At 62.3% G+C, this 22374-nt stretch carries 25 protein-coding genes; 13 read left to right on the top strand and 12 right to left on the bottom strand.

Annotation, left to right across the window (positions count from 1 at the left end; all coding sequences use genetic code 11):
- Together P3T20_RS00600 and P3T20_RS00595 are read left to right on the top strand one after the other, a co-directional pair.
- Entirely contained in the window at positions 1–195 is a 195-nt protein-coding gene (locus P3T20_RS00600) for a YqaE/Pmp3 family membrane protein (protein ID WP_429285716.1), read from the top strand.
- A 130-nt stretch (positions 196–325) separates the two neighbouring features.
- Positions 326–541 carry a hypothetical protein gene (locus P3T20_RS00595; RefSeq protein ID WP_074268732.1) on the top strand — a complete coding sequence of 72 codons (216 nt, stop codon included), beginning with the start codon at positions 326–328 and terminating at the stop codon, positions 539–541.
- A 40-nt stretch (positions 542–581) separates the two neighbouring features.
- Here P3T20_RS00595 and P3T20_RS00590 read toward each other — a convergent pair whose 3' ends face one another.
- Positions 582–731, bottom strand: a complete 150-nt coding sequence (locus P3T20_RS00590) for a hypothetical protein (RefSeq protein ID WP_167379457.1) — start codon at positions 729–731, stop codon at positions 582–584.
- Positions 732–988: 257 nt separating this feature from the next.
- On the opposite strand from P3T20_RS00590, the gene cysC reads away from it, so the two are divergent.
- Complete coding sequence (cysC, locus tag P3T20_RS00585; protein WP_074268730.1) at positions 989–1576, top strand: adenylyl-sulfate kinase; 588 nt, start codon at positions 989–991, stop codon at positions 1574–1576.
- Here cysC and P3T20_RS00580 read toward each other — a convergent pair.
- Both P3T20_RS00580 and P3T20_RS00575 read right to left on the bottom strand, forming a co-directional pair.
- The gene (locus P3T20_RS00580) at positions 1573–1875 is read right to left on the bottom strand and encodes a 2Fe-2S iron-sulfur cluster-binding protein (RefSeq protein WP_074268729.1); all 303 of its coding nucleotides are present in this window, start codon (positions 1873–1875) and stop codon (positions 1573–1575) included. The two genes, cysC and P3T20_RS00580, sit on opposite strands and share 4 nt — an antisense overlap.
- A 98-nt stretch (positions 1876–1973) precedes the next feature.
- On the bottom strand, positions 1974–3989 hold the full coding sequence (locus P3T20_RS00575; RefSeq protein ID WP_074268728.1) for a sigma-54-dependent Fis family transcriptional regulator: 2016 nt from the start codon (positions 3987–3989) through the stop codon (positions 1974–1976).
- Between the two features lie 277 nt (positions 3990–4266).
- Here P3T20_RS00575 and P3T20_RS00570 point away from each other — a divergent pair, with 277 nt between their 5' ends.
- Positions 4267–4467, top strand: a complete 201-nt coding sequence (locus tag P3T20_RS00570; protein WP_074268727.1) for a DUF2964 family protein — start codon at positions 4267–4269, stop codon at positions 4465–4467.
- Between the two features lie 335 nt (positions 4468–4802).
- Positions 4803–5093: a DUF1488 domain-containing protein gene (locus P3T20_RS00565; protein ID WP_074268726.1), complete on the top strand. Its 291-nt coding sequence runs from the start codon at positions 4803–4805 to the stop codon at positions 5091–5093.
- Between the two features lie 102 nt (positions 5094–5195).
- On the opposite strand, the gene P3T20_RS00560 is transcribed toward P3T20_RS00565, so the two are convergent.
- From P3T20_RS00560 to P3T20_RS00540, 5 genes are all read right to left on the bottom strand, one after another.
- Entirely contained in the window at positions 5196–6497 is a 1302-nt protein-coding gene (locus P3T20_RS00560) for an NCS2 family permease (protein ID WP_074268725.1), read from the bottom strand.
- 283 nt (positions 6498–6780) lie between these two features.
- Complete coding sequence (locus P3T20_RS00555) at positions 6781–7044, bottom strand: DUF4148 domain-containing protein (RefSeq protein ID WP_074268724.1); 264 nt, start codon at positions 7042–7044, stop codon at positions 6781–6783.
- A gap of 66 nt (positions 7045–7110) precedes the next feature.
- Positions 7111–7887, bottom strand: a complete 777-nt coding sequence (locus P3T20_RS00550) for a slipin family protein (RefSeq protein WP_074268723.1) — start codon at positions 7885–7887, stop codon at positions 7111–7113.
- Positions 7884–9458 carry an NfeD family protein gene (locus P3T20_RS00545; RefSeq protein WP_074268722.1) on the bottom strand — a complete coding sequence of 525 codons (1575 nt, stop codon included), beginning with the start codon at positions 9456–9458 and terminating at the stop codon, positions 7884–7886. Before P3T20_RS00545 ends, P3T20_RS00550 begins: the two co-directional genes overlap by 4 nt.
- 102 nt (positions 9459–9560) lie before the next feature.
- Positions 9561–10604 (bottom strand): AraC family transcriptional regulator, encoded by a 1044-nt coding sequence (locus P3T20_RS00540; protein WP_074268721.1) that lies wholly within the window; start codon positions 10602–10604, stop codon positions 9561–9563.
- Positions 10605–10862: 258 nt separating this feature from the next.
- Between P3T20_RS00540 and P3T20_RS00535 the strand changes: the two genes are divergently transcribed.
- The 3 genes from P3T20_RS00535 to P3T20_RS00525 all read left to right on the top strand — a co-directional run bounded on the left by P3T20_RS00535 (position 10863) and on the right by P3T20_RS00525 (position 14724).
- Entirely contained in the window at positions 10863–11996 is a 1134-nt protein-coding gene (locus P3T20_RS00535) for an acyl-CoA dehydrogenase (protein ID WP_074268720.1), read from the top strand.
- A 111-nt stretch (positions 11997–12107) separates the two neighbouring features.
- Positions 12108–13832 (top strand): AMP-binding protein, encoded by a 1725-nt coding sequence (locus P3T20_RS00530; protein WP_074268719.1) that lies wholly within the window; start codon positions 12108–12110, stop codon positions 13830–13832.
- Positions 13833–13947: 115 nt separating this feature from the next.
- The gene (locus tag P3T20_RS00525) at positions 13948–14724 is read left to right on the top strand and encodes an enoyl-CoA hydratase (RefSeq protein WP_074268718.1); all 777 of its coding nucleotides are present in this window, start codon (positions 13948–13950) and stop codon (positions 14722–14724) included.
- A 6-nt stretch (positions 14725–14730) separates the two neighbouring features.
- Here the strand turns inward: P3T20_RS00525 and P3T20_RS00520 are convergent, their stop codons facing one another.
- From P3T20_RS00520 to P3T20_RS00510, 3 genes are all read right to left on the bottom strand, one after another.
- Positions 14731–15990, bottom strand: coding sequence for an MFS transporter (locus tag P3T20_RS00520; protein WP_074268717.1), 1260 nt, complete (start codon positions 15988–15990; stop codon positions 14731–14733).
- Between the two features lie 69 nt (positions 15991–16059).
- Positions 16060–16875: a siderophore-interacting protein gene (locus tag P3T20_RS00515; protein WP_074268716.1), complete on the bottom strand. Its 816-nt coding sequence runs from the start codon at positions 16873–16875 to the stop codon at positions 16060–16062.
- 53 nt (positions 16876–16928) lie between these two features.
- On the bottom strand, positions 16929–17834 hold the full coding sequence (locus P3T20_RS00510; protein ID WP_074268715.1) for a PadR family transcriptional regulator: 906 nt from the start codon (positions 17832–17834) through the stop codon (positions 16929–16931).
- Between the two features lie 319 nt (positions 17835–18153).
- On the opposite strand from P3T20_RS00510, the gene P3T20_RS00505 reads away from it, so the two are divergent.
- The 4 genes from P3T20_RS00505 to P3T20_RS00490 all read left to right on the top strand — a co-directional run bounded on the left by P3T20_RS00505 (position 18154) and on the right by P3T20_RS00490 (position 20551).
- Positions 18154–18405: a YkvA family protein gene (locus P3T20_RS00505; protein ID WP_074268714.1), complete on the top strand. Its 252-nt coding sequence runs from the start codon at positions 18154–18156 to the stop codon at positions 18403–18405.
- Between the two features lie 60 nt (positions 18406–18465).
- Positions 18466–18852: a YybH family protein gene (locus P3T20_RS00500; RefSeq protein ID WP_074268713.1), complete on the top strand. Its 387-nt coding sequence runs from the start codon at positions 18466–18468 to the stop codon at positions 18850–18852.
- Positions 18815–20056 (top strand): MFS transporter, encoded by a 1242-nt coding sequence (locus P3T20_RS00495; protein ID WP_217272846.1) that lies wholly within the window; start codon positions 18815–18817, stop codon positions 20054–20056. Before P3T20_RS00500 ends, P3T20_RS00495 begins: the two co-directional genes overlap by 38 nt.
- A 63-nt stretch (positions 20057–20119) precedes the next feature.
- Positions 20120–20551, top strand: coding sequence for a hypothetical protein (locus tag P3T20_RS00490; protein WP_074268711.1), 432 nt, complete (start codon positions 20120–20122; stop codon positions 20549–20551).
- Positions 20552–20650: 99 nt separating this feature from the next.
- Here the strand turns inward: P3T20_RS00490 and P3T20_RS00485 are convergent, their stop codons facing one another.
- Positions 20651–21607 (bottom strand): LysR family transcriptional regulator, encoded by a 957-nt coding sequence (locus P3T20_RS00485; RefSeq protein WP_074268710.1) that lies wholly within the window; start codon positions 21605–21607, stop codon positions 20651–20653.
- Positions 21608–21707: 100 nt separating this feature from the next.
- On the opposite strand from P3T20_RS00485, the gene P3T20_RS00480 reads away from it, so the two are divergent.
- The gene (locus P3T20_RS00480) at positions 21708–22373 is read left to right on the top strand and encodes an NAD(P)-dependent oxidoreductase (protein WP_074268709.1); all 666 of its coding nucleotides are present in this window, start codon (positions 21708–21710) and stop codon (positions 22371–22373) included.
- Position 22374: the final 1 nt, after the last annotated feature.

The raw sequence follows: 22374 nt of genomic DNA, 5'->3' as shown, positions 1-22374 counted from the left end.
ATGCGCCTGCTGCTTGCCATCATCCTGCCGTGGTTTCAGTTCTTTACGATTGGCCGGCCGTTCGCCGGGATCATCTGCCTGATTTTGCAGATCACATTGATTGGCTGGATTCCAGCGGCGATCTGGTCGGTGTATGCGCTGAGCCAGTACAAGACCGACCAGAAAATCGAACGCGCGCGAGGTTCGCGCAGGTGAGACAGTTGCGACGGAACCCGGGTGTCCTTTAATGCATGGAACACGGGTTTCGTCGGCTGGGCGGGGGCTCGGGCGGGAAGGCACGCCGTTTGCTTGGTGAGGCTACCCGAAGCACATAACGAGAATCACCATGCGCCCTGACCACACCGCTGCCGACTACGCCTCGCCCCGCCCGGTACTACCGCTCGCACCGCCCGAGGCAAACCCTGAGGCTTCCCGTTCACAACGGCATGGCGGCTCGCTGGCTCGCGTCACGTTCTGCTTCGCGTGGCTGTTCGGACTTGAAGCATTTCTGGCGGGCGGCGTGCCCGAGTCAACTGGCCTCGACATCGACGGCCATCGTTAAGCCCAGCGCTTGAAAAAATCGCCAGCCACGCGCGCAGCTTTTACATTGGCCGGCTTACCTTGAGGGTTTCAAGCGAGCGGCGGCGCCATTCGCCGGGGGTGAAATGGCCAGTGAGCGGATTGATACGACGCGCGAACCCGATCAGCGCCCATATGGCTAGCGGCGACAAGATAAAAAATGCGAGCAGCATGATGCGTTCACGGTGATGGAGTGCCGTGAGTGTAGTCCGTTGCCTGCTTGAGAAAATCAGCTGAAATGACAACACACTGTTCATTCAACGCGAATGAACGGGCGCGGCCGGTTTCCACCTGGAACGCCGTCGCCGGACAGCGCATCCATTCCCCAATGCGGCGGCGAAATTTTCGGTAAAGAGACTATTTTTTTCTGCGACGGAATATCGGCGCGCAAACGTTAAAGTGAGGTCGAAAATAATCTGGATGCGATTTCATGAACGCCAATGTTGGATTGACGAGCGCCAAATTACCGCCGGTTATCTGGATGACGGGACTGCCAGGTGCGGGTAAGACCACGATAGCGCAGGCACTGAACACAGCATTGCTGGAGCAGGGCACAAAAGTCGTGGTGCTCGACGGCGATACGCTTAGAGAGGGCCTGTGTTCGGATCTGGGATTTTCAGATCTTGACCGCCTCGAGAATGTTCGCCGCATTGCTCATGTCGCCAGACTGTTTCAGCAGATGGGTCACGTGGTGCTGGTCGCCACCATTTCGCCGCTCGCCGCTCAGCGTGAGTTGGCCCGGGGGATTATCGGCGCTGGCTTTCTGGAAACTTTCATTTCGGCGTCCGCCGAGCTTTGCTCGCAGCGCGATCCGAAGGGCATGTACGCGCAGGCGCGACTCGGCAAGATTGCACAATTCACCGGCGTCTCGTCCGCTTATGAGGTCCCGGCCAACCCGGATCTCGTGATCGAGACGTCGCGTTGCCGGGTCGAGAGCGCGGTGGCCACCATTATTTTGCGTCTGGGCAAGCGTGTGCGAACGGAGAGCGTGAAGGGCGCGGGACATCAAAGCCGCTAGATTATCTCCACGGCGTCCGGTACCTCGATCACCACATCCGATTGTGCCACCGCTACGCAGGGCAGGATAAACCCGTCGGCCTTCTCTTCGCGGCTCAATCCCGGCCATTCGACGATGTACGAGACCGCGCCGCTGACCAGCCGGCACATACACGTCCTGCATGTGCCATTGCGGCACGAGCGCGGCAAACGCAGATTGGCGAAGCCGGCGGCTTCGAGCACGGTCAGCGAGTCTGGCGCTTCGAACGTGCGGCCGAGTGGCTCGACCCGCACCGAGAACGGGGGCTTGGTTTCGGACATTGCTTCAGACAGCAACCATCGTGCGTGGAATTGGAGTCAGCCCGTCACGATACCTCAGACTCGCCTGTCCGACTGCGAATACCGGTGAAGTTGCGTCTCTACTTGCGCTGCCCCGGTGTCCCCATTGATGGGTTCGGCGCGCGGCGCAGATACCGGTAGACCGTATTGCGCGCGAGGCCGAGTTCGCGTGCCGCAGCGGAGACGTTGCCGCCGTGGCGCGAGAGGGTTTGCGCGATCAGGGTAGCCTGCCACTCTTCCATCCGCGCCGGCGAGGCTGGCGAAGCGGACGTGCGCTGGGGCGCGGCGGCTACGTTTGCGTTGTGCGTCGTCGTCGTTGCGGACACTGCTTCTGTCGCAATCTCCCGCGCCCTTGCGACGTCCGACGCATCGTCGCAGTCCTGCAGGAAATCTTCCGGCAGATGTTCGATCTCGATCTGCGCTGCACCTTCAGCCATGATCGCGGCCGTACGCAGGACGTTCGCCAGTTGCCGCAGATTGCCAGGCCAACGGCACCGTCTGAAACACGCGAGCACGTCATCCGAGACGCGCACCGGCATCCGTTCGCCCTCGCACTGCGCGGCGAGGATGTGCGACACGAGCGCCGGCATATCCGTGCGTTCGCTGAGTTCAGGCAAGCTCACGACCAGCCCGTTGATCCGGTAGTAAAGGTCTTCACGGAAGGTGCCGTCTTCGATCATCGAGCGCACATTGCGGTGGGTTGCGCAGACGATCCGCAAGTCGACCGGAATCGCCCGCGTGCTGCCGAGCGGCGTCACCGTGCGCTCCTGCAGCACACGCATCAGCCGCACCTGTTGCGCGAGCGGCATATCGCCGATCTCGTCGAGAAACAGCGTGCCGCCATCGGCCTGCACGATCTTGCCGACGCGGCCGCGTTTTTTTGCGCCAGTAAATGCGCCGTCTTCGTAGCCGAACAGCTCGGCCTCGATCAGCGTGTCGGGCAGGGACGCGCAATTGACGGCGATAAACGGCGCCGTGCTGCGCGGCGAATCGTGATGGATCGCGCGGGCCAGCCATTCCTTGCCGGTGCCCGTTTTGCCGAGCACGAGGATCGGAATATCGCGGCCGCGGACTTTCTCGACACGGCGCAGGATCGCCGCCATCCGCGTGTCGCCGGTATCGAGCGTGGCGAGCGTCGCCGGCGTTACCGCACGGGCTGTCGGACGAATCACCGTGGCCACGCCCGATTGCCCGCCAACGCCGCCGGCCTGCACGAACTGACGCGGCGCAGCAAATTCACCGCGCGCGATTACGCGCACACCGCTCGGCAGCATCAGCGTCGTGCATTCGCCAGGCGCGCAGAGCGTCTGTTGCAGCAGGGCCGCAAATGCGCTGCCGAACAGCGTTTCGAACGATTGCCGTTGCAGCGCCGCAAGCGGCTCGCCTAATTGAAACAGGGCGCTGCGATTGGCCGACAGAAACGTGCCGTCAGGCGCAAATGCCGCGAGCCCTTCGTACAGTGTGCCGATAAATTCGGCGCGCGCATGAAAATGGATCCGCACGGCATCGGCAAACTGATTAGCAAACAGATGGTTTTCGATCATCTGCGCGGACATCCGCACGAGCGCCAAGGTGTGCTTATGAAAACCGCGCGTGTCGCCGCTCACATCCAGCGCGCCGATGATGCGGCCATACGGATCGGCAATCGGCGCACACGAGCAGGTCAGGATGCGGTTCGCGTGAAGAAAGTGTTCGTCGGCATGAACGACCGCCGGTTGACGCTCGACCAGCGCAGTGCCGATCGCGTTGGTGCCGCGGTCCGCTTCGGCCCACGACACGCCTGGACATAGCGCGACCCGGTTGGCCTTTTCGATAAAGTCGCTGTCGCCGAGACTATGCAAGATCACGCCGTGATCGTCGGTGAGCAGCACCATGCTCTGGGTGTCGACGATCTGTGCGTGCAGCGTCTCCATCACCGGCAGCGCGTGCGCATACAGCGAGTGATTGCGCTCGACGAGCTGGCGCAGGGCCGTTTGGCGCAATGGATGGAAATCAGGCGTTTCCGAAGCGCGCAGTCCCACCTCGAGCGAACGTGCATGGGACTGCGCAATCAGATCCAGATGGCCAGCCAGGGCGTGGCCAGGGGCAGGCGCCATAGGGGGCGCGCAAGGGCGATGGGTCACTGCTCGTCTCCGGTTGGAATTCGACACAGCGGGTACATTGCCCGTCCGTTGCCATCCCGCAGCGCAGCATGCCGCGCCGTCGAAGTTTCATCTTACAGGATCGGGCGTATACCCCGCACGCCACACGCTGCGGGCTATTCCGTACTTGATTTCGCCCGCAGAGGTGCAATGATTTGAACTATGGGACGCGTTCGCGCCGTGCCCCATTGAGGCCTTGCCCGCCTCGCTAGCGCCAGTTTGGGAGTACGCCATGGTGCACACGGAACACACGGAAGTAGGGGTTGTCCTTGCACTGCTTGCGACGTTTATCGCAGTCATAGGCATAGCGGTCGTGATCCACGGAATGTTGTTCGACGAGAACGGGGTGACCCTCTCGGGGGCCGCAACGGTGGCACTGGGCGTTATCGCCTCTGCCGCTTTCCTGAATCTCTGGCCGCGAGATCACTCGTAGACAGCTCGGTGACAGCCTGCGAGGCTGTCCGACGCAAGCAGGTCGACGACGGATGCGTAAGTACACCCGCTGGCGGGCGCGGCTGTGTCCGCAGCGCGCGCAGTGTGAGTAGTGTGGCCCCGGGCAGCGTTTGACCTGCACCAGAATTGGGCCACCTCGAAGGAAAACTTGCGGCGCGCCGGAACTCGTCTACAGTAATGAAATCACCCGCAGCGAGCGTGCTTGCGCGCGTTTCTGCGGTTGGTGTAGCCCGCGCCTCGAGCACTGAGGGAGGCACTTAAAAACAGGCGTGCGCGGCCTCGAGTGATCCACCCTGTCAAACCAAGGCGAATCCCATGCAGATCATTTTCCCGAACGAAACCCCTGAGTATTCGGGGCGCGAACTTACCCTGGCGTTCCCGGCAATGATTGATGGGGAAAGGGTGGAGTGCATGATCACCGCCGAGGCACTTGAGGACCACTACGGCGCAGCATCGCCGCGTCTGGAAGATATGGTCGGCGCTTTCGCCGAGCATCGGGCGCGTATTGAAGCTGCAACGCGCCGTCTGCTGTCGGAAACGCGTGCGCAATGCCTGGTTTTGCGCAGCGGCTATGTGCGCTTCTACGAAGCGAACTGGCGCAACTGACGCTACCTCTGGGCACTACTCAGTAAGGCTAATCAAGCAAAGCCTGGCGCTGCCAGGCTTGAGCGGCAGCGCCTGCCTGCTCGCCCGCCGCCCAACCGATGCTCAGTCGGCGCCCAGATAGAAATAGCGGAACAGAAAGATCGCCGCGATGATCCACACCACCAGCTTGACCTGGCGCGCCTTGCCCGTCAGCAGCTTCAGTCCCGCGTACGAGATAAAGCCGAACGCCACACCGTTGGCAATCGAATAAGTGAACGGCATAAGCAGCGCCGTGAGCGCGGCGGGCACCACTTCGGTGGCGTCGTCCCATGGCAGGTCGACCATTTCACGCAGCATCAGGCACGACACATACAGCAGGGCCGGTGCGGTCGCATAGCCGGGCACCACGCCCGCGAGCGGCGCAAAGAACAGTGCAAGCAGAAACAGCACCGCGACGGTGATCGCCGTGACGCCGGTGCGCCCGCCCGCCTGCACGCCCGATGCGCTTTCGATGTAAGCCGTGGTCGACGAAGTGCCCAGCAAGGAGCCCGCGAGAATGGCGGTGCTATCGGCGAGTAGCGCCTTGTTCAGACGATGCATCTTGCCTTCGACCAGCAGGCCCGCGCGGTTGGCGACGCCCATCAGCGTGCCGGTTGCATCGAACAGTTCGACGAGAAAGAACACCATGATGACGTTGAGCACACCACCTGAGAGGGCCGCGCGAATGTCGAGGTGAAACAGCGTCGCATCGATCGACGGCGGTGCTGAAAGGATGCCGTGAAACTGGTTACCGCCAAAGAAAAAGCTCAGCACGGTCACGCCGACGATACCAATCAGAATCGCGCCGCGTACCCGCAGATAATCGAGCGTGACGATGGCAAAAAAGCCGATCACCGCGAGAATCACATGCGGGTCATGCAGATTGCCGAGCGTGACCAGCGTAGCCGGATTGCCGACCACCACACCGGCTGACTTCAGCGAAATAATCGCGAGAAAGAGACCGATACCCGCAGTGATGGCGATGCGGATCGAATGGGGAATCCCATTGACGATCACCTCGCGCACGCGGAACAGCGTGACGATCATAAACAGGCACCCGGAGATAAACACCGCGCCGAGCGCAGCCTGCCATGTGAAGCCCATGCCTTTGACGACCGTATAGGCGAAATACGCGTTCAGGCCCATGCCTGGGGCACACGCAATCGGATAGTTCGCGTACAGACCCATGATCAGCGAGCCGAGCGCCGCAACCAGGCAGGTCGCGACGAACACGGCATCTTTGGGAATGCCTGCGTCGCCGAGAATCGCCGGGTTGACGAAGATGATGTACGCCATCGTCAGGAAGGTGGTCAGGCCTGCGAGCAGTTCGGTACGCAGATTGGTGCCAGCTTCGTCGAAGCCGAAGTATCGTTTTACGGAGTCCATTAGGCGGGTCTCGGATCGTGATGAAGTTACTTGTTGTGGTGATCGGCAGGCGCCGCCGCTTCACACGGCGGCGGACGCTCGCAAAGCGCTACGGGCGGATTGTAGTCACGATTGACGCTGATGTACCGGATCGGCATGGCTGGCGTGGAGCCGATGCAACAGTCCCGGATGCCGGGCCGCTTGTGTGTTATCGAAGGGGCGAGATGATACCGTGCCGGCGCCCGGACGGTGCGGCGCGACACCAGGCAAGGCGCGGCAAGTGCGCTTGCCGCAGCAGACACGTTTACTGCACGCAGCCAGCCGGAATACCCGCCATTGCATGCCGCTGTGCGACGATCCGTCCGGCCTGCTGCGCGTTGTAGGGATAGTTGATCCAATCCTGCGGATCGTAGCCCGCCGCACGCCACTGGATGTAATCCGCTTTCACTTCGGCGCGGGTTTTGGGCGCATACGGGTTGCATGAACCCTGCGATGTCTGCGCAAATGCGGTGCTTGCGCAGCATGCCGCCAGCAGTGCGCCGAGGGTGATGCGAGAGAGGGTTTTCATCACAAGCTCCTTTGGAGCGATCAGTACAAACCCTGGACTCAGGGTGCGGTTTGCCTGATTCGACACTTAAGCTGCCGACGACGGCTTGCCCATCCTGTCCAGCACGGCACTCAGCAAATCGATCGGCAGCGGAAACACGATGGTCGAGTTCTTGTCCGCAGCGATCGTCGTGAGCGTCTGCAGATAGCGCAGTTGCATCGCCTGCGGCTGCTGCGCCAGCGTCTGGGCCGCCTCCAGCAGATGCTGCGAGGCCTGCAACTCGCCTTCAGCATGAATCACCTTCGCGCGCCGCTCGCGTTCGGCTTCGGCCTGGCGGGCGATCGCGCGGATCATCGTTTCGTTAATATCCACATGCTTGATTTCGACGATCGCCACCTTGATGCCCCAGGCATCGGTCTGTGCGTCGAGCACCTTCTGGATATCCGCGTTGAGTTGCTCGCGATCGGCAAGCAGGTCGTCAAGTTCGTGCTTGCCGAGCACTGCGCGCAACGTGGTCTGCGACAACTGGCTGGTCGCCTCGAAGTATTTCGCCACCTGAATCACAGCGCGTTCCGGATCGACGACGCGGAAATACACCACCGCGTTGACCTTCACCGAGACGTTGTCGCGCGTAATCACGTCCTGTGGCGGCACGTCGAACACGACGGTGCGCAGATCCATGCGCACCACCTGCTGGACGATCGGGATGATCAGCACGAGCCCCGGTCCCTTGACTTTCCAGAAGCGGCCGAGCATGAAGACCACACCGCGTTCGTACTCGCGAAAAATACGTATCGACGAGGCAATCAGCACGGCCACCAGCACGATCAGAATGCTGCTGAAGCCGAATGTGAAACCAATCATGAGGGGTCCCCTTCTCCATGTTGTGATCCTTCCGGCACCACGGTCAGCGTGAGGCCGCGCCGCGCCGTTACACGCACCGCATGGCCGGCCGCAAGCGGCGCCGCGCTACACACCTGCCAGCGCTCGCCATGCACGCGCGCCCAACCCACGCCTGCATCCCCGCCTCCGTGCGGCACAAGCCCTTCCTCGAGCACCACGCCGAGGCTGCCAATCAGCGCTTCCGAACCGGTCACGACCGGCCGTCGGCGCGCGCGCAGCGCCACGCTCGATACCGTGAATACAAACAGCGCACTGAATGCGGTGACGGCCGCGATCACCGGCAAGGGAATGCCGTAGCCCGGCACATCGGTATCGATCAGCATCAGCGCGCCGACCACGAACGCGACAATGCCGCCAAAGCCCAGCGCGCCGAAGGTCGGCAGAAACGCTTCCGCGACCAGGAAGGCGAGGCCCAGCAAGATCAGGCACAGTCCCACGTAATTGATGGGCATCATCTGCATGGCGAACAGGCCGAGTAAGAGGCTGATCGCGCCTACCACGCCGGGCAGCACGAAGCCCGGATTGGCGAATTCGAAAAAGAGGCCGTACATGCCGATCATCAGCAGAATCAATGCCACGTTCGGGTCTGTGATAACCGCGAGGAAATGGCTGCGCCAGTCGGGTTCCAGCGTGATGATTGGAGCGTTGGCCGTATGCAGCGGCTGGTTGCCTGAAACGGTGTTGACCATGCGGCCGTCGAGTTTGCGCAGCAGATCGGGGACGTCGCGCGCGGTGAGGTCGATCACGTGCTGGGCCTGCGCTTCGTTAGCCGACAGGCTCACGGCTTCGCGCACGGCATGCTCGGCCCAATCGGCATTGCGGCCACGCAGTTGCGCGAGGCCGCGAATATAGGCGGCGGCATCGTGGACCTGCTTGCGCATTTCGGTCGATTGCGAGTCGAGTGGCAGCGCGGCAGGAGCGCTTGAGGCTGCCGCGGCGCCTGATGACCCGGATGTTCCTGATACGGACGTTGGTGCACCAGCGCTTCCCTGGCCGCCTGGGTTCATCGCCGGCAAGCCGGGTGCGCTTTGTCCCGCTGGCTCCGCGCCGCCCAGACCGACCTGCACCGGCGTCGCCGCGCCGAGATTGGTGCCGGGCGCCATTGCCGCGACGTGGCTTGCGTAGACGATATACGTGCCCGCGCTCGCGGCCCTCGCACCGCTCGGCGCCACGAATGCGGCGACGGGCACAGGCGAAGCCAGAATGGCCTTGATGATCTGCCGCATCGAGGTATCGAGACCGCCGGGCGTATCGAGCTGCAGCACCGCGAGCGACGTCTGTTGCTGCGCCGCGCGTTGCAGACTGCGCACGATAAAGTCGGCGCTCGCGGGTCCGATAGCGCCGCTGACGGGGATCACGATGACGCCGCCGGGCGCCGGCGCAGCCTCTATGCCAAGGGGAAGGGTGCTGGCGAACGCCAGCAGGAGGCCTAGCGCGGCGACGCCGCGTAGAAACCGGACCGCTAGACCACCGGGGATACGCCGGGGGTGCGGGCCGGATTGCCGGAACGGGAGAAACGGGTACGTTCTCATCGCGGACGGCCAGAGCGCCGTATCGGACCCGACCGTCCCAGATGAGACGTGGCGAGTGTGATCGAGCGGCGCCGGCCGAAAAAAGGGCCTGCTGCTTACAGCTTAGTCCGATTCCGCGGGATGCGTGAGATCGGCCCGCTCGAGCCGGTAATCGGTCGGCCGCATGCCGGTCCATTTGCGAAACGCGCGATGGAATGCGCTTGGCTCGGCGAAACCCACGCGTGTAGCGATTTGCGCGATGCTACGCCGAGTGTCCTGCAGTTCGGCGATGGCAATATCGCGCCGCAGGTCGTCCTTGATGGATTGGTAGGTATAGCCCTCCTGCTTCAGATGCCGCCGCATGGTTGCTTCCGCAACATGCAGACGGAGTGCCATCTGATCGGCGGCGGGCCAGCCGGCCGCCGGCAGCGCACGCAGCACCTTGCGGACCCGCGCGGCCAGCGAGCCTGGATTGCGATACTTGACGACAAAGTTGCCCGGCGCATCGCGCAGAAACGGCTTGAGCGACTGCGCGGTCTGAACCACGGGCAGTTCGAGAAACGCCGGCGCCAGGTCGACGTACGACGCGTCCTCGCCGAACTGCATGTCTTCGCAGAACATCAGCCGGTATTCCTGCGCGGCAGGCGGCTCGGCGCAGCGAAAGCGCGCCGCCAGCAGCGGAATGCGCCGTCCGACCAGCCAGCACACCAGTCCGTAGACCAGGATGAAATACGTTGCGTAGGCGAACATGGTCGGCTGCGGAGTGCCGTCCCGATGGTTGAACGTAATCCGCACGCGGCCGGGGTCTGTGCTGAGTTGTGCGCTCAGATCGTCGAGCACCAGGCGCATGAAACTGAGCGCCCTTGCCAGGGCCTGGCCGCCGGTGCGTGCCGTCAAGGTTGCCTGCGTCATGGCGATAAAGCTGCCGCGACGCATGGGATGCGGGTCTTGGCCGAAAAACTCGTCGTCGAGCGCGTTTGCAATGGCGACCCACAGCGCGCCGTATTGCGCTGAAGAAACCCGGCTTTTCGGCGCGGCCAGCATCTGCGGCGCAATGCCGGCGGCTTCGACGAGCGGCTTCACATCGAGACCGCGCGCCCGCGCGAGCGCCAGCGTTTCTTCGACGAGGCTCAGCGAGATCGTCCCTTTATCGTTTTTCGGCGTCATTGAATCGGAATGGGTTGCATGGCATGGGCCTCAAGCTCGGTGGGCGGCCAAGGGTGGGGCACAACCGGCCCAGGCTGGCAAACGCGCTCAAGATTGCGCGTGCCGGAGAACAGCGACCCCGTCAATTTACGTGCAGAAACGTTGCCGGATCACGCGGGCATGGCAAATGCGCTCACGCAGAATGATCGGGCAGAGCATCGAAGCTGTCCAGCGGCTTGCTACACTTGTTCAATCTGGACGGAGACACAGGCGTAAGCCATGGACCATTTCTACACCGATGAACAGCGGATGATCCGCGACGCGGCTCGCGACTTCGCGGTCGATTGCCTCGTGCCGCATGCGGCGCAATGGGACCGCGAGGCAAAACTGCCCGATCAGGTCGTCACGCAGATGGGCGAGCTGGGTTTTCTCGGCATGATCGTGCCGTCCGAATGGGGCGGCTCATACACCGACTACATCGCCTATGCACTAGCGCTCGAAGAAATCGCCGCCGGTTGCGCCTCGTGCGCGACGCTGATGAGCGTGCACAACTCGGTCGGCTGCGGCCCGATTCTCAACTTCGGCACCGAGGCGCAGAAAAATGAGTACCTCCAGGATCTCGCTACCGGACGCCGGATCGGCGCGTTCTGCCTGACCGAGCCGCAGGCCGGCTCGGAAGCCCATAACCTGCGCACGCGTGCCGAGTTGCGCGACGGTAAATGGATAATCAACGGCAGCAAGCAGTTTGTGACCAACGGCGCGCGGGCGAACATCGCCATCGTGTTTGCCGTGACCGATCCCGAACTGGGCAAGCGAGGCATCTCGGCTTTTATCGTGCCCACCGATACCCCCGGTTTCAACGTGGGCCGCCCCGAGCACAAGCTCGGCATCCGCGCCTCGGATACCTGCCCGATCTCGTTCGAGGACTGTGCCATCCCCGAGGCGAATCTGCTCGGCCAGCGCGGCGAAGGGCTGCGCATCGCCTTGTCGAATCTCGAAGGCGGACGCATCGGCATCGCGGCGCAGGCACTGGGCATCGCCCGCGCAGCCTTCGATGCGGCGCGTCTCTATGCTCGCGAGCGGATCCAGTTCGGCAAGCCGCTGACGGAACACCAGTCCGTTGCCAATATGCTGGCCGATATGCTCACGCGCCTGAACGCGGCCCGGCTGCTGGTGCATCACGCGGCGCGGCTGCGCAGCGCGGGCAAGCCGTGCCTGTCCGAGGCATCGCAGGCGAAGCTGTATGCGTCCGAGATGGCCGAGGAGGTCTGTTCGCACGCGATCCAGATTCATGGCGGCTATGGCTACCTGGAGGACTACGCGGTGGAGCGTCACTATCGCGATGCCCGCATCACGCAGATCTACGAAGGGACGAGCGAAGTACAAAGAATGGTGATCGCGCGACACGTTTGAGTGCAGAATGAAACGCCAATAGAACGCACATGCGCCGGACGCTACGGCAGCATCTGCACGAGACGGGAGCTAGCCCTGAAGCGCTGACCCCCTTCGACAAAGGAGACGACGATGACCGAGCGAACCATTCCGATTTCGACGAAGGCCTTCCTCGATGCGCGCGATCTCCTGTTGCGCCATCGCACGGACTACGAGCGCGCGTATAGCGAGTTTGCCTGGCCGGTGCTCGATCAGTTCAACTGGGCGCTCGACTATTTCGATGTGATTTCGCAAGGCAACGACAACCCGGCCTTGTGGATCGTCGACGATCCCAGTGGCCCGGGTACGAAGTTCTCGTATGCGCAGATGTCCGAACGCTCGGCGCGGATGGCGAATTTTCTGCGCGGTATCGGCGTAGGACGTGGCGACCGCCTGCTGCTGATGCTGCCGAATCGCGTTGAACTCTGGGACGTGATGCTGGCGGCGATGAAGCTCGGCGCGATCGTGTTGCCCGCAACCACCCAGCTTTCCGCCGACGACGTGCGCGACCGCATCCAGATCGGCGAGGCGAAATTCGTCGTGGTGGACAGCGCGGAACTGGCGAAATTCGATGGCCTCGATATCCCGCTGACGCGTCTGTCGGTCGGCGCGCCGCGTGACGGCTGGATCGATCTTTCCGCCGCTTACGATTCCGCCGCGCAGTTCACGCCCGGTGGTCCGACGCGCGCCACCGATCCGCTGCTGCTGTACTTCACGTCAGGCACCACGTCGAAGCCCAAACTCGTGGAGCATACGCATCAAAGCTACCCGGTCGGACACCTGTCGACGATGTACTGGATCGGCCTGCAACCGGGCGATATCCACTGGAACATCAGTTCGCCCGGCTGGGCCAAGCACGCGTGGAGCTGCTTCTACGCACCGTGGAATGCGCAGGCCTGCGTGTTTGTCTTCAACTACGCGCGCTTCGTGCCGAAGGAAACGCTCGATGTGCTGGTGCGCTGCAACGTCACGACGCTGTGCGCGCCGCCGACCGTCTGGCGCATGCTCGTGCAGGAGCCGCTGGCCGACTATCCGGTCAGGCTGCGCGAGATCGTCGGCGCGGGCGAGCCGTTGAATCCGGAGGTGATCGAGCGTGTGCGGCATGCATGGAACGTGACGATCCGCGATGGCTTTGGCCAGACCGAGACGACCTGCCAGATCGGCAATTCACCCGGCCAGCCAGTGGTGCCGGGCTCGATGGGCCGGCCGCTGCCGGGCTACCGCATCGAACTCGTCGATGCCGACGATCATCCCGTCAGCGAAGGCGAAATTGCCTTGCCGCTCGCGCAGCGCCCGCTTGGCCTGATGACGGGCTACGCGAACAGCGCGAATGCAACCGTGCAGGCGATGCGCAACGGCTATTACCACACCTCCGACGTGGCGCTGCGGCGCGACGATGGCTATTACGTGTACGTGGGCCGCGCCGATGACGTGTTCAAGTCGTCCGACTATCGGCTCAGTCCGTTCGAACTGGAGAGCGTGCTGATCGAGCACGAGGCGATTGCCGAAGCGGCCGTGGTGCCGAGTGCCGACCCCGTGCGCCTGTCCGTGCCGAAAGCGTTTGTCACGGTTCGTCATGGCTATGAAGCCGGCCCCGAACTCGCGCGCAGCGTGTTCCAGTTTTCGCGCGAAAAACTGTCCCCGTACAAACGGATTCGCCGTCTGCAGTTCAGCGAGCTACCCAAGACCATCTCCGGCAAGATCCGCCGCGTTGAACTGCGGCGCCGCGAACTGGAACGGACCGCCGAACCCGCGCGTCTGCCTGGGGAGTACTGGGAAGAGGACTTCGCGGATCTGTCGGGCGGGAATAGTAAATAGATCGAAGCCGTTGCAGCGCAATGCTGCACTGTCTACCTCTTTTTCAAACGCTATGAGCCGTCCGCCCGGTTACGCGCAGCGGCGATAGCACAGCATTTCCAGCCGGAGACGCATGATGATCGAACTCGACTACGCAAACGACGGCGCCGTCGCCCTGCTCACGCTCAAACGCCCGCCCGCGAACGCTTTCACCCCGGACGGACTCCTGCAACTGCAACACACGGTCGAACGCCTGAACGGCGAGGCTCGTGTGCGCGCGATTGTCATCACCGGTGACGGCCCGAAATTCTTCAGCGCGGGCGCAGATCTGAACACCTTCGCGGATGGCAATCGCGATGTCGCACGTACCGCCGCTGCGCGCTTCGGCGCCGCCTTCGAGACGCTGCAAAACGCACGCGCCGTGGTGATTGCCGCGATCAACGGCTACGCGATGGGCGGCGGCCTCGAATGCGCGCTGTCCTGCGATATCCGGATTGCCGAGCAGCACGCGCAGCTCGCGTTGCCGGAAACGGCAGTGGGCTTGCTGCCTTGCGGATGCGGCACGCAGACGCTGCCGTGGCTGGTCGGCGAAGGCTGGGCGAAGCGGATGATTTTGACGGGCGAGCGCATCGATGCCGCGACGGCATTGCGGATCGGCCTCGTCGAAGAAGTGGTGGAGAAGGGCGCCGCACGCGAGGCCGCTTTAGCAATGGCGGCACGTGTGACGGCGCTCAGTCCGCAGGCGGTCTCTTTCAGCAAGACCCTGATCCATCAGGGCCGTCAAGGTGTGCCGCGTTCGGCGGCGCTCGCGGTTGAACGCGAGCGCTTCGTCGATCTCTTCGATGGGCCGGATCAACGCGAAGGCGTCAACGCGTTTCTCGAGAAGCGGCCGCCGCAATGGCATGTAGCATAGGTTGGGTCAAACCTCGCTCAACGGTTCCGCAACGAACTCAGCGGCGGCAGGCGGTGCGTTATCGGCCGCTGCCTTGACCCGGTTGACCCACAACACAGCCGCGATCGTGATGCCCGCCGCCACCCAGCCCACCGTGCCATAACCGGCAATCTGTCCGCTCGCGGTATTGGTCAGCATCAAGCCGCCGAGCCATGCACCGCAGCCCATCCCCAGCGCCTGCAAAGCGCTGTTCGCACTGAGAAATGCACCCCGGCGGGTAGGCTCGGGAACCGTCGTGAGCAGGGCCTGCATGGGGATCATCCGTCCTGACATCGACACCATAAAGAACGGGAAAAACAGCACCATCGCCACGAACGGAAGATTGGGCAGGTGGGTCACGAACAGCACCGGCAGCAACGACACCAGAGCGGCAATGCGGAACACCCGATGCTTGCCGTAGCGGTCAGCAAGGCGCCCAATCGCACGCGACGTAAAGAACGTCGCGAAACCTCCGCCCATATACATCCACGACAGATTTGCGGGCGCCACGGCGTGATTGAGCACCAGCATCGGCGAGATAAACGGAATCACCAGCATATGCGACACCATGATCATGAAGGTGAGCGCAAACGCATTCAGATGCCGCGGATTGGTGAGCAGGCGTCCGAGGTCGGGCAAGACCTGGTTCAACGGCGGTGGCCGGCGGCTCAGATGCTGGGCGAGCGAAGGCACGATCTGCATGCCGACAAACCAGATCACCACGGAGAGCACCACCAGCAGCAGGAACGGTGCCGCCCAGTTGAAGTGCGCCCCGAGCATGACGCCGGCCGGCACGCCGGCAATCGCGGCCAGCGAGAGCGAGGTCATGATGATGCCGGTGGCCGCACCACGGCGCTGCACCGGAACCACGTCGCCGACGATCGCCATGACCACCGAGCCCAGCACACCGCCCGTAATACCGGCAAATGCGCGCGCCGCGAGCAGCAACGGAAAGCTGCTGGCGAGCGCACAGCCCAGGTTGGACACCGCGAACAGTGCGTACACCGTCAACAGCAGCTTGCGCCGGTCGAAGCGGTCGATATAGGTGGCGGCGAACAGCCCCGACAGTCCCGAACACCACGAGTAAGCCGACACTGCCGTCGCGAAGGCCGCTGGTGTAATGCCGAAGGTATGCATGATCTGCGGACCCAGCGGCATCATGACCATGAAGTCCATGATGACAGTGAACTGCGTCAGCGCGAGCAGCCAGAGTAGACGCCGTTCGTGCTTTGTGCTGATGGAATACATCGGCAAGATCCTTGAAAAGGGTAAAGCCAGCCGTGGGGCTGGCGATGATGTTGGCGAGTTTGCGCGGGCTCAGTCGTCGAGGTTTTCGTGCACCGCTACGGCGCCCTGTTTCCAGTAGCTCGCCGCACGGATGCGCGATTTGTCGACGCCGCGCTCAGTGCACAGGTGATACCGCACCGCGCGCATCGTGGCGGATTCGCCGGCAGCCCAGACATAGCCTTCGCCATCCGGCAGATACGTTTCACGGACCGCTTGCAGCAATGCGTCGCCGCGATACGGTGAGTCGCTGCGGTAGCGCCACACCGCATGCAGTTCGGCCTGCGTATCGAATTCGATGCGCGCCGACGGATCGGCGACTTCGAGGACCGCCGCCACGCGGGTGCCGGCAGGCAGCTCCTGCAGACGTCGGGCGATGGCCGGCAGGGCGGTCTCGTCGCCGATCAGCAGATGCCAGTCGAAAGCGGTGGGAATGACCAGTGAGCCGCGCGGACCACCGATGCCCAGATATTGCCCGACCTTTGCCTGCGCTGCCCAGCTCGCGGCCGGCCCGGCTTCGTGCATCGCGAATTCAATATCCAGCTCGCGCGCGGCGCGGTCATAGCGGCGTGGCGTGAAATCGCGCGCCACGGGTCGCGGCTGATCTTCCGGGAACACCGGGCCGTTCGGGCCTGCCTCTGGCAGCACCGGTTTGTCGGCGCCCGGCGCCGGGAAGAAGACCTTGATGTGATCGTCGAACGAAGCCGATTCGAAGTCGTGCAGATCGTCACCGGCGAGGGTGACGCGAATCAGATGAGGCGTCAGCGGATGAACCCGCGTGACTTGCAGCAAACGGAATTTCAGCGGATGACGTACGCGGGTAACCGCGAGATCGGACCTGGTCAGCATAAATGTTCTCTCCGGTGATGTCGGGTAGCGCGCGGGATTCTGGCCACCTGGGCTCAGATATCTCCCGCGCCGGCGTCGGTGCCGGTGTTCGTGCCTGCGTCCGGCTTGCCTTCGATTTCAGCCGTGGCGCGCGCGAGGATCGCGGCGATGCGGCGTTGTTCGTCGGCCGGTACGTTGTCGCGGCGGAACAGCGCATGCTTGAGGGCACGGCGGGCTTCGATCAGCTCGGGCAGCCAACCGCCTTCGCTCGGATCCAGCGGCTCTTCGCCAGCGAAGGCGCGCCGCACGGAATCCATCTTGCGGGCAATATGGTTCAGCTTGGCGAGCATCATCTCTGCCCGTTCGCGGTTGTCAGCGAGGTGCTGGCGGCCGGCGTCGGCCAGTTCGTAGCGCTTGCGGTTGCCTTCGAGCTGGACGGTCACGAAGCCGATTTCTTCGAGGTAGGTCAGCGCGGGGTAGACCATACCGGGACTCGGACTATAGAAACCGTTCGAGCGTGTTTCGAGCGCCTTGATGAGTTCGTAGCCGTGGCTCGGCTGGGCGTCCAGCAGGGCCAGCAGCAACAGTTGCAGATCGTCCGAGCTGAATTTGCGGCCGCGCGGGAAACCGTCTCCGTCGCCGCCGAAACCCCCAGGGCCGCCGGGACCGCCAAAGCGGCCGCTACGGTCACCGCCGCGTTCGCCGCGATGGTGCTGATGGCGGCCGATGGCGTGCCACAGGGCGTGCAGCGCAAAGCGCTCGGGAAAGGCTCCGCGGGCGGCGAAGAAGTCTTCGAAACCACGGGGTGAGCGGGCGTGGCCGCGGCCTTCGCGCTCGCCACGGCCTTCGTGGCGTTCGCGGCCGCCCTCGCGGTATTGCTCGCGGCTGAGGGCATGCCACAGCGCATGCAGCGAGAAACGGTCGGTGGAATACATGCCGTCGATGTCGTGATGACGGCGGGAATGATGTGAATGACGCATCTGCGTTCTCCGGGTGTGTCTTAAGATGTGTCTTAAGATATATATCTAAAGATACTCTGTCAAAGAGAAAATACGGGGATGGATCAGTTTTTTGTTTGGTGTGTGGAGGGCGGGGGCGCCGCGGTCGAAGTGCTGAGGCGTTATGCGCAGCACAAAATTGAGGTGTTGCCTGGTGCGGGGGTTGGGAGACAGTGGAGGCGCAGGCTATCGCGTCCGATCCTGGAGTAGCATTCGAGTTGCGAAATACGGCGCTCGCAGATTCAGAAGCGGCAGGCGGCGTAGCCGATGCAGGAACGGAACGGGTGGAGGATCTGTCGAGATGAAAAAAATCGTTTTGCTGTTGAAGGTGGTCAAGAACGATCTTCGGGTGCTCTGGTATGCGCTGAGGCACCCGGACCGTCCGGTATGGCTGATGCCCGCATTCGCTCTTGTGGCGTTGTACGCGATCGATCCTTTCAATTTTGCTGTTCCATTCGTCGGGATTGTGGACGACGGTGTGCTGGTCCCGATGGCATTGCATTTGATGGTCCGCTTTCTACCAACCGAATTGCAACGTCTACGTCGTCGATGAGATCCCACGCGGATAACTGGATCGTCGAGAGCATGGATGTGCCGGCGCTAAAGAAATTACATGGACCACAAGACATTGCTCGCAGCATACAAAGATGCGTTAGCGACTCACCGCTGGGAGGCAGTCGCACCGTTGATTCACGAAGACGCGTGTTTCATTTTCAGTGAAGGGACTTACTTCGGAAAGGCGGAAATCGAAGGTGCCATCAGAGCGACCTTCGATCTCATACAGGGCGAGCGCTACGTTATTAAGGATCTCGTTTGGACTTATGTCCACGACGACAGCGCTGCCTGCACATATGGCTTCGAGTGGAGTGGACTGATCGAGGGCCAGCCAGCCTCGGGAACGGGCCGAGGCACTACGGTCGTCGTACGTGTCGGAGATGGGTGGCAAATCATTCAGGAGCACCTTGGACCGTCTGCAACCCGGCCGTCTCACGATGTCTGACCAAAGCGGCAGTCAATCTGCATTGCGTCAAGTTGCAGTGTCGAGGCTTCTCTTCGGCGCAACGATTGCGATGTTTCTCTCGGGGCTCGGCACATCGGCGGCCGCACCACAGATCGTTCTGTTTCTGGTGAAGGAACTCGGCGCCTCGCTGCCGCTGGCGGGACTTTATTACATGACCAGCCTTGCGGCGCCAGTCACGGGGTATCTCGTCGGCCGTTATTCCGATCGAACCGGGAATCGCCTCGGTCTTTTTCGCCTGTGTGCTGTGGCGGGCTTTCTGGGCTGGGCGGGGTTAGCCCTCTCCACTTCGGTCTGGATGCCCTTCGTCATCGCCATTGCTTTGCTGGCCGTTTCCGGTGCTACCGCCTCGCAAATTTTTGCGGCCGTTCACGATGAACTCACTGATAAGCCCGGCGACGAAAATGAGAGTGTCGTTGCCGTCGTCCGTATGGCGCTTACCGGCGGATGGATCGTCGGGCCTGTCCTGGGATCGTGGGTGGCGGCTGCCTACGGCCTGCGCCCCATGCTCTGGATGACCGCCATCTGTACGCTGTTACAGATCGTACCTCTCGGAACGCTGAATCCACCCGTCAAGCTCAAACCGGAGCCGGCGAGTGAGCCCGCGCGGCACTCCAGCCTACGTGCCATGCTTCCACTGCTGACGTTCACAGGACTCTTCGTGTTGGTCTACGCGGGGGAGCCAGTGAAGTACGGATTCCTGCTGATTTACATGGAAGAGCACCTCAAGCTGAGTCCGGCGGTACGGGGCGCGGTCATCGGAATACAGCCGTTCATCGAACTGCTGATCATGCCCTTCAGCATCGGCCTGGGCCGCAAGCTTGGCAACGTGTGGCTGATGTGTATCGCGGCCGCCATGGCGGTGCTTGCCAATTTTTGCTTTGCGCTCTGGCCGTCTGCAGCGGGCATGTTCGCCGGACAGATCCTCATGGGCGGTGTCTGGGGCATATTTATGGTTCTGGGCATCATCGTCGCGCAACGCCTGCTTCCCAGCGCGGTAGCGACGGCGTCGGCAATCTTCATGAGTTCGACGGCTCTCGCCTCGGCGTTAGGAGGCGTCGCGGGCGGTTTCGGAGTGGCATTCCTGGGTATTCCTAATGTCTTCCTGCTGCCAGCGCTCTTCGCCGGCATTGCCGTTATCGGACTGGCATTGATGGCACGCACTGAAAGCTTCAAGGTGTATTGATTTCGACGAGTCTCTTCGCGCGCCTTTCCCTGGTCGGAGAAGCCGCTGAATCTGAAAGGCAACATGAAACGACTGTTCCTCACCGCGCTCGCAGCCGCCTCCTTCGCGACTTGTGTTCATGCGCAAAGCAACGCGTCCGGCCCACTTGTTACACCCTCAGGCGAACTGCAATTTGAGCGCGTCGATCGCGGTTTCGTGGCAACCGTCGACAACGGCATTTTCGATCGCTTCGGCGCGAATACGCTCACGCATTTCGATGACATCGGCGGCGCAAATGACGCCGTCGCGCGAATGCTTGTGCAGACCGATTCCGGGCCGGTGCTGTACGACTTTCGCCACCATCCGCCACTGGTGGAGCGCCTGACCATGCGCATGATGGTTAAGCGCGTTTTCTGGCAAGGCGACGAAGTCGTGATGCAAGGCCCACAAGGCTGGTTTCGATTCAAGCAAGGAGTGCTGACGAAGCTGCAGTCTTCGACGACGACGTACCACTGATCACGCACACAGATCGAATCACCCGTTCGCGAGAAGTTGAAGGTCCGCTGTAGGCGAGGGGGTGCCAACACGTCGAATCGCGCCTTTTCTGACGTGAGATCAATCCGTGGACGTGGATGAGTGAACGGTAGGGAGGTCCCGGAAGTACGACCGTAACGCGTCTACAGCGGCCCGTACCTTGGCGGGCTGGCCGTCCTTGCGCGGTGTCACGAGTGTCACAGGGAGTGCCGGAAACGTCCACTTCGGCAGAACATGCACCAGACTGTGATGCTTGAGCGAGTTGAGTACCTCGATATACGAAAGGCGCGCTATCCCGAGCCCCTCCTCACACATCTGTTGAATCGCAGGTTGCGTCGTACTGACGACGCGCACGCCAACGTGCACCGTCTGTTTCATCCGCCTCTCGCCAAAGAGCGTCACCGGTATGACCGGCGTTGCACCATCCGAAGAGTCGACGGACCGGGCAGCGTCGACCTGCCGCTCAAGGGCTATCCATTGATGGTCGCTTAAGTCCTGTGGACTGTCAGGCGTGCCGTTGCGCGCCAGATAGGCCGGAGAGGCACACATGATGGTTTCGAGGTCGCATAGCTTCTGGGCGGTCCACCCGGAGTCGGCCATGGTGCCTATCCGGATGGCGAGATCGACTCGCGCATCGATCAGATCGACCATCTCGTCGCTCACCAGCAGGCGCAGGCGTAGTTGCGGCCAGGTGGAAAGGACCGACGCCAGCGCTGGTGCGATCCGAGGTCCAAGGCCCAATGGCGCGGCAATACGTAACTCCCCGGTTGGCGCATCCCGAGCCTGCGTTAATGAATCGGTTGCGGCCTTCCATGACGCCATCAGTTGCAGGCAATGGAAATAGCACTGTTTGCCGTCTTCAGTGAGTGTCAGTTTGCGCGTGGAACGATGCAGCAGGGTGACCGCAGACTGCCGTTCCAGCGCCTTGATGGTCTGGCTTACCGCCGAAGGCGTCATCCCCAGCCGCTTCGCCGCTGCACTCATCGAGCCGCGTGAGACCGTCTCCGCGAAGACCACCAACTGACGTAGATCTTGCATTTTGTAGCTCAGCTTAAAAGATATCGTAGTTTGCGCTGTATTTTAAAGTCGAAAATTGACCGGTAGCATAACTCCTCATGCTTTTATCGTGGGAGGGATCATGAAAGTTGCGTTGATTGGCTCGTCCGGCTTCGTCGGCAAGCATCTGCAGAAGGAATTGCTTCACCGTGGGCATGAGGTCACGGTGATGGTTCGAAAGAATGGGGGCGTTGCGTCACAACCGGGCCTCAATGTCGTGACCGGCGACGCCTATTCGCCGGAGTCGGTCGCAAACGCCGTGCGCGATCACGATGCCGTCGTGTCGGCTTTCAACCCAGGCTGGAACGACCCCGAACTATTCGATAACTTCCTCCGTGGGAGCGAAGCGATTGTTCGCGGAGTAGAAGCCAGCGGCGTGCGGCGTCTTGTGGTCATCGGTGGCGCGGGTAGCCTTTTTGTTGCACCGGGCGTCCAGCTTGTCGACACCGATTCCTTCATCGCACATGTCCCGCCGAACATCGTACCTGGCGCGAGGGCGGCTCGGGACGCGTTGAATTCGATGCGCAGCAACACGGCTCTGGACTGGACATTTGTGAGCCCGCCAGCATTCCTCGAAGAGGGCGAGCGGACCGGTACCTACCGTCTTGGCGGAGAGCAACTGCTGATGGATGGCGACAAACCGGCCGGTATTTCGGTAGCCGATCTCGCCGTGGCGGTCGTCGACGAGCTTGAAACGCCTCGTCATATCAAGGCGCGATTCACAGCTGCGCGCAAGGCGGCCGGCTAAC

The sequence above is a fragment of the Paraburkholderia sp. GAS206C genome (genome assembly GCF_050435645.1).
GTDB lineage: Bacteria > Pseudomonadota > Gammaproteobacteria > Burkholderiales > Burkholderiaceae > Paraburkholderia > Paraburkholderia phenazinium_B.
Note: the sequence above shows the minus strand (reverse complement) of the source record. Positions and strands in the feature narration are given on the sequence as shown.

Coding starts and splice junctions, on each gene's coding strand:
- P3T20_RS00600 (WP_429285716.1), top strand. CDS start 1: ATGCGCCTGCTGCTTGCCATCATCCTGCCGTGGTTTCAGTTCTTTACG.
- P3T20_RS00595 (WP_074268732.1), top strand. CDS start 326: ATGCGCCCTGACCACACCGCTGCCGACTACGCCTCGCCCCGCCCGGTA.
- P3T20_RS00590 (WP_167379457.1), bottom strand. CDS start 731: ATGCTGCTCGCATTTTTTATCTTGTCGCCGCTAGCCATATGGGCGCTG.
- cysC (WP_074268730.1), top strand. CDS start 989: ATGAACGCCAATGTTGGATTGACGAGCGCCAAATTACCGCCGGTTATC.
- P3T20_RS00580 (WP_074268729.1), bottom strand. CDS start 1,875: ATGTCCGAAACCAAGCCCCCGTTCTCGGTGCGGGTCGAGCCACTCGGC.
- P3T20_RS00575 (WP_074268728.1), bottom strand. CDS start 3,989: ATGGCGCCTGCCCCTGGCCACGCCCTGGCTGGCCATCTGGATCTGATT.
- P3T20_RS00570 (WP_074268727.1), top strand. CDS start 4,267: ATGGTGCACACGGAACACACGGAAGTAGGGGTTGTCCTTGCACTGCTT.
- P3T20_RS00565 (WP_074268726.1), top strand. CDS start 4,803: ATGCAGATCATTTTCCCGAACGAAACCCCTGAGTATTCGGGGCGCGAA.
- P3T20_RS00560 (WP_074268725.1), bottom strand. CDS start 6,497: ATGGACTCCGTAAAACGATACTTCGGCTTCGACGAAGCTGGCACCAAT.
- P3T20_RS00555 (WP_074268724.1), bottom strand. CDS start 7,044: ATGAAAACCCTCTCTCGCATCACCCTCGGCGCACTGCTGGCGGCATGC.
- P3T20_RS00550 (WP_074268723.1), bottom strand. CDS start 7,887: ATGATTGGTTTCACATTCGGCTTCAGCAGCATTCTGATCGTGCTGGTG.
- P3T20_RS00545 (WP_074268722.1), bottom strand. CDS start 9,458: ATGAGAACGTACCCGTTTCTCCCGTTCCGGCAATCCGGCCCGCACCCC.
- P3T20_RS00540 (WP_074268721.1), bottom strand. CDS start 10,604: ATGACGCCGAAAAACGATAAAGGGACGATCTCGCTGAGCCTCGTCGAA.
- P3T20_RS00535 (WP_074268720.1), top strand. CDS start 10,863: ATGGACCATTTCTACACCGATGAACAGCGGATGATCCGCGACGCGGCT.
- P3T20_RS00530 (WP_074268719.1), top strand. CDS start 12,108: ATGACCGAGCGAACCATTCCGATTTCGACGAAGGCCTTCCTCGATGCG.
- P3T20_RS00525 (WP_074268718.1), top strand. CDS start 13,948: ATGATCGAACTCGACTACGCAAACGACGGCGCCGTCGCCCTGCTCACG.
- P3T20_RS00520 (WP_074268717.1), bottom strand. CDS start 15,990: ATGTATTCCATCAGCACAAAGCACGAACGGCGTCTACTCTGGCTGCTC.
- P3T20_RS00515 (WP_074268716.1), bottom strand. CDS start 16,875: ATGCTGACCAGGTCCGATCTCGCGGTTACCCGCGTACGTCATCCGCTG.
- P3T20_RS00510 (WP_074268715.1), bottom strand. CDS start 17,834: ATGCGTCATTCACATCATTCCCGCCGTCATCACGACATCGACGGCATG.
- P3T20_RS00505 (WP_074268714.1), top strand. CDS start 18,154: ATGAAAAAAATCGTTTTGCTGTTGAAGGTGGTCAAGAACGATCTTCGG.
- P3T20_RS00500 (WP_074268713.1), top strand. CDS start 18,466: ATGGACCACAAGACATTGCTCGCAGCATACAAAGATGCGTTAGCGACT.
- P3T20_RS00490 (WP_074268711.1), top strand. CDS start 20,120: ATGAAACGACTGTTCCTCACCGCGCTCGCAGCCGCCTCCTTCGCGACT.
- P3T20_RS00485 (WP_074268710.1), bottom strand. CDS start 21,607: ATGCAAGATCTACGTCAGTTGGTGGTCTTCGCGGAGACGGTCTCACGC.
- P3T20_RS00480 (WP_074268709.1), top strand. CDS start 21,708: ATGAAAGTTGCGTTGATTGGCTCGTCCGGCTTCGTCGGCAAGCATCTG.